Below are 5,798 nucleotides of genomic sequence, written 5' to 3'. Positions count from 1 at the left end.
TTTCATTGACGAGAAAACTGTTCGTCGAATCAGGGACGACGAAGACTATCAAATAGCATTAATAACGATAATGAGAATTTGTGAAGCAAAAAATTTAAAGCTTCATGAGTTTTTTATGATGGTAGGTGTCTAAGGCCTATTAAATCGATATAACTCTTTATACTAATCAGCATCTCACAATTAATGTGAAATCCCATAGTACAAACTAAAGTTTCAGCTTTCAAAACAGCGATTTTCCCCTTCGATGAAAGACAATGGTTCAGAAACACTGTATTTTAATACTAGTTTTCTATATTTGTTTGCAGAAAATATAAATTAATATGACTAGACTTGGAACTTTCTTAAGTAAGGAATCTATCAATAAAGCAGAAGTTTCCAAACGTACTGGAATTAGCACCTCTAGCTTAAGCGAATTGACTCTTAATTCTTCAACTCAACAAAGAGCCCACGAGGTGTATCTTAATGCTATTGCTAAAGATGTTTCTCCCTGCGAGGTCCTGGAAGCAGATTGCGATCATTTAACTCTTCAAAATTAACGGCATGGAAACTGATATTATCAAACTGGAAAGTTTAAAAAGGAAATTAAACGAAGAGCTAACAAAAGAGAACTCTGATAATACCTTAATTCTTTCTTTGTCACATGAAATTGCAAGCCTAGATCAAGATAATGTAAGGTTTTCCGTAGATGCTGGTGTAATTAATAGACTAGGAAAAGAACTTGTAGGTAGACATGAAACTGCTGTTTCTGAATTGGTTAAAAATGCTTACGATGCAGATGCTACAACGGTTGATTTGTTTTTTGAGAATTGCGATCAAGTTGGAGGGCATTTGACAATAAAGGACAATGGTCTTGGTATGACTAGAGAACAATTGATAAAGGGTTTTATGACTATTTCGTCAAGTGATAAAATACATAATCCTAAATCTCCTAGATATACCAGGACAAGGGCTGGACAAAAGGGTATTGGTAGATTTGCAACTCAAAGAATAGGTCAAATTCTTACAATCATAACTCAAACTTTACATGCTGAAAAGGCATTGAAAGTAACGATTAATTGGGATAGATATGAAATGGATTCCAATTTATTTTTAATATCCAATTCAATTGAAGAAATTGAAAAAGATCAGGACGAAGGCACTACACTACTCATTGAAAATGTTAGAGACTCTTGGTCTAATGCAATGATTAATAGAGCCTATAAATACATTACTGACTTATTACAGCCGTTTCCTTTATCAGAAAGATTTGAGAAAAGTAAAAATGACCCTGGATTTAAAGTTACTTTTTATAGGAACAATAGCGTAATTGTTGACGAAGAAAGTGCATTTTTTCAGCATGCTCTGGCTGAAATTGAAGCATACGTAGATGACCAAGGACAAGGATATTATTCTTTCAAGAGTGACAAATTAGCTATTCCTGAAGAAGTATATCTTATAGGGAGAAAAGATAGAGATGAAGAATATGAATCGTTGCGTAATGTTCATTTTAAAGCTTATTATTTTATCTGGAACGCTGGTTTGATCTCAAAATCGGTTGAAAAATACATTAGAGAAAATGCACGAGAATATGCTGGGATAAGATTATACCGAAATGGCTTTCGGGTATTACCATATGGAGAACCTCAGGATGATTGGTTAAGATTAGATGCCTCTGTTGTAAGGCGTTCGATTATTGCTCCTCACGCAAATATTAATTTCTTCGGTTTTGTTGAAGTCTTAGATCAAGATGGTAAATATTTTCAAGAACAGTCAAGTAGAGAAGGATTATTGGAAACTGATTCGCTCAGAGAACTTAAAGATTTTGGCTATAAAGTGCTTACTGACGTTGCAATCAAAATTTCACATTTCAGAGAGAAGAAAGGAACAGCTGGTCAGAAAGACTGGAACAAAAAAACATCGCGAGAAATTATTAATGACGTAAAAAAAGAAATGGGGGAATTAATTAATGATGAACCCAAGAAGTTTGAAGATGTAAAAAAGGATGACCGAGGGGTTATCACCGTAACACTAAAAACAATCAATGACAAGTTAACAGAACTTGAAGAGACACATGAAGAAGAAACAAGAGAACAAGAACTAAAGACAAAGGAGCTTCTTAAGGAAATACAACTATTACGGATCCTCGCAGGATTAGGTCTAACAATTGGAGAGTTTGTTCACGAAGTTAGTCATTATGAACCAGCATTTAAGTATGATGCAGAATTTTTAACAGGCTTAGTTGAAGATTCTGAAGGAATTAATGCAGGGAATCGACTACAAAAAAACCTTGAAGCTTTTACAGTTTATACGTCCTTTTTTAAAGATGCGATTTCGAAGAATGTTAATAGGGAATTAAAGCCGATAGAACTGAGAGAACCAATTTCAAATTTCCTTGAAATTATTACTCCTGATTTAGAAAGAAGCAATATAATTATAGATAAACCCGATATTAAAGGTTATAATCTTTTAACATGTCCAATGCACTCTTCTGAATGGGCATCTATACTATTCAATTTCTATACAAATTCAAAGAAGGCTATTGCGAAAAAATCAGTTGCAGGAAAAATACATATCGAGGCAGGAAAAATACAGAATAAGGTTTATCTAGAGTTTTCGGACAACGGCATTGGAATTGCGCAAGGTAAAGAAGAAGAAATATTTGAAGCTTTTTACACTACAAGTAATCCATCAGGAAGCAATTCTGCTGAAACAGAGGAGCTAACAGGCACTGGATTAGGATTAAAAATTGTAAAAGATATTATTGAGGGATATGGAGGTGAAGTCTTTGTTGCTAGCCCCAAAGACAATTTTTCGACTACTATAAGAATTGAACTACCAAAAACTGAAATCGAAGACTATGAGTAAATATAGAGTTCTATATATTGATGACGAGAAGGATGATCTAACCCAACCTATCCGAAAGAAGTTAGAAGCAAAAGGTTCTCTTGAAGTAGTATTAAGTAAACCAAAAAGCTTTGAAGATCAGATTGATAGACTGCAAGAAGAAATAGATGGGTGTGTTGCTCTGATACTTGATCTACAACTAAATGGACCTCAAGAAAATGTTGCCAATGGAAAAGGCGATGTTTTTCAGGTTAAGTACCAAGCGCCTCCATTAGCACAGATGATTAGGACGTACGCGACAGAAGGTAAATTACCTGATGTTCCTATTATTTTATGTTCCACCGAAGATAAAATTCAAATATCCTTTAGTCGTGATTTTACAAGTCATGATTTATTTGATTGGACATTTTTAAAAGACGATATAAATGAAGAGACTATCGATAAGATAGTTTCTCTGATTAATGGATATAGGCATCTAGCAACGAATATAAAAGATTTCAACAAATTTTTGGATAGAAATTATTCGGAAATTGATGAGCGTATTTTATCAAGGTTTGTAACGGAAGAAGATCCTCCAATTCATGAAGTAGCGAGAGTGGTTTTTAAAGATATTGTCCAGCCAACTGGGGTTTTAATTAACGAATTAACCTTAGCAGCAAGGCTTGGTGTGGATATTGAGGAATCCGGTGAAAGTTGGATGAAACTAAAAGATAGCTTCTTTAAAACAGCACGTTATCATGGAATCTATCATGAAAGCTGGGTAAGATGGTGGAATGATAAGGTATTGGACATATTTGAAGATATCACGAATGATAATCTAGCAAGCTTAGATGCAAAATCAAGAGTGTCTTTATTAGTTGAGAATACTGGTATTGATGGACTTATAGCTGCTAAACCAATCAAATTATTTGAAAGTAGTGTCTTCTGGAATATATGTGAAGTGACAGAAAAGCCGTTGGACCCATTTGAAGGATTTAAGATTAGTGGAAAAGAAGAGCCTAAACCTTGGCAAGATTATTCATACGTTTCGCTATTTGCAGTTGTCTCAGAACCAGATTTGATTTCTAAAAAGGGAATTAAAATTCATCCATCGGATAATGGACGTTTGGTAGCTGCTAGAAAAAAAATAGATTAAATGCAAATTGATAAATCAAACTATAAATATCGATTAGAGCTGGCGAATGAGTTGGAGTTATTGAAATCCTTGTTATTTTCAGCTAATATTCAAAAAAAATCCATTGACTCTATCGACAGGGCTATTAGGTCTTTAAAAGATAGAAATTGCTTACCCAGGATTAAGCAAGATGAATCTGATGAACAAATAGCGAGTCCTTTCAGTTGGGGATACAGTATTAAAGGATTTGTTATACAAATTGACTTGTCTGGTAATTTACAATATCCTAAAAGGATTACAGATGCCTCATTAGACTTTAGCATAAATCTAAATGGTTTATATTTTGATCCATCAAAAGAAATTAGGGACCCATTTAGCCATTTGGAATTCAACATTGTAATTGAAGGTAATTCTCGGAAAAGGAAAGAACATATTCTATCTTACCATCTAGATAGGCATATTGAGGGAGAGAATGAATCAAGTGAAGTTCATCCAATTTATCATTTTCAAATTGGCGGTAGAAAGTTGGATGACTACAAAATAAAGCAAAGAAATTTTGGAAATCAATTGATAATTGACAGTCCGAGGTTTATGCATTATCCGATGGATTTTATCGCTGGAGTAGATTTCGTTTTATCCAATTTTGCGCCAGATATTTGGCGTAAATTAAAACGAGATCCCAGATATCTGAGGATTATAAGAAGTTCACAAGCAAGAACAATTAAGCCTTTTGTTGCGAGTCTTGCCAAGCATTTTGAGTTCCATGATGTAAATAGTAATTGGATTTGCAAAAAAATCTGTCCTCAATTGGTATAAATGAAAAATGGATTATTTACATATCTTAAGTCATACTCCTTCGACCCTATAAAGATTGATCGTTTAGTTATTTCAGCCTTTCTAATTTCAAATAATCTCGAAAATCCAAACAATCATCTCTTAAAGAGCTTATTTATAAAAAAAAATGATTCAGATTATAGATATCTAGCAGAGTTTTTAGCGATAGATAAGCTTGAGAATTTTGAGAAACTTATTGAACTTTTTGAATTCGTTATTTCACCGGAAGAGAAAATAATTACAGGGGCAATATATACACCTGAAGTGGTTCGTCAATATATTACCAACGCAGCACTTAGTAGTTGTAATAGTTTTGATAAGTTGTTGATTTGTGACCCAGCTTGTGGATGTTCTGGTTTTCTATATGAAGCAGTTAAATTATTAAAAAAAAGGACGAGTAAAACTTATAAGGAAATTATAGAACAGAATATTTTTGGATTAGATATTCAAGAATACTCAATTTCTCGATCAAAGATTTTACTGACTCTGTTGGCAGTTATATCAGGCGAGGATGCAGACCGTTTTAATTTCAACTTATTTAAAGGCAATGCATTAAGTTTTAAGTGGGTAAATCATTTGGAAAATTTCTCAGGTTTTGATATTGTTCTTGGTAATCCTCCGTATGTGTGCTCAAGGAACATAGACGAAGAATCAAAGAAACTTTTAGATAACTGGAGTGTATGTTCAACTGGACATCCTGATTTGTATATTCCATTTTTTGAAATTGGCCTTTCAATATTAAAAGATAATGGAGTTTTAGGGTTTATTACGATGAACACTTTTTTTAAGAGTGTGAATGGTCGAGCATTAAGAGAGTATTTTCAAAATGAAAAGTTTAATTTCAAATTAATTGATTTTGGTAGTAATCAAGTCTTTCAGTCGCGATCTACCTATACCTGTATTTGTCTTGTTCAGAAAAATCATGCAGATTATTTAAGTTACGTTCAGCTATCTTCAATAGGATTGTTAAGGAGCAATAAATTATCTTATAACACAATTGATTACTCACTGCTAGACTCATTAAAAG

The 5,798-nt window shown here is 33.3% G+C and carries 5 protein-coding genes; all 5 read left to right on the top strand.

What is annotated here, in order from left to right; genetic code table 11:
• Positions 1-320: 320 nt before the first annotated feature.
• Entirely contained in the window at positions 321-536 is a 216-nt protein-coding gene (locus Q0L29_RS10745) for an XRE family transcriptional regulator (protein ID WP_296621552.1), read from the top strand.
• 4 nt (positions 537-540) lie between these two features.
• Complete coding sequence (locus Q0L29_RS10740; protein ID WP_296621551.1) at positions 541-2,844, top strand: ATP-binding protein; 2,304 nt, start codon at positions 541-543, stop codon at positions 2,842-2,844.
• Positions 2,837-3,958 (top strand): hypothetical protein, encoded by a 1,122-nt coding sequence (locus Q0L29_RS10735; protein WP_296621550.1) that lies wholly within the window; start codon positions 2,837-2,839, stop codon positions 3,956-3,958. The genes Q0L29_RS10740 and Q0L29_RS10735 overlap by 8 nt, the downstream gene beginning before the upstream one ends.
• A complete protein-coding gene (locus Q0L29_RS10730; RefSeq protein ID WP_296621549.1) occupies positions 3,959-4,753 on the top strand; it encodes a hypothetical protein in 795 nt (264 codons plus the stop codon).
• Positions 4,754-5,798: N-6 DNA methylase (locus tag Q0L29_RS10725; protein WP_296621547.1), on the top strand; the 1,045-nt coding region annotated here is incomplete at its 3' end.

Source organism: Marivirga sp. (assembly GCF_024636815.1).
In the GTDB taxonomy this organism is placed as follows: domain Bacteria; phylum Bacteroidota; class Bacteroidia; order Cytophagales; family Cyclobacteriaceae; genus Marivirga.
Note: the sequence above shows the minus strand (reverse complement) of the source record. Positions and strands in the feature narration are given on the sequence as shown.

Excerpts from the sequence above, each read along its gene's own strand:
- Q0L29_RS10735 (WP_296621550.1), top strand. The coding sequence starts at position 2,837 with ATGAGTAAATATAGAGTTCTATATATTGATGACGAGAAGGATGATCTA.
- Q0L29_RS10745 (WP_296621552.1), top strand. The coding sequence starts at position 321 with ATGACTAGACTTGGAACTTTCTTAAGTAAGGAATCTATCAATAAAGCA.
- Q0L29_RS10730 (WP_296621549.1), top strand. The coding sequence starts at position 3,959 with ATGCAAATTGATAAATCAAACTATAAATATCGATTAGAGCTGGCGAAT.
- Q0L29_RS10740 (WP_296621551.1), top strand. The coding sequence starts at position 541 with ATGGAAACTGATATTATCAAACTGGAAAGTTTAAAAAGGAAATTAAAC.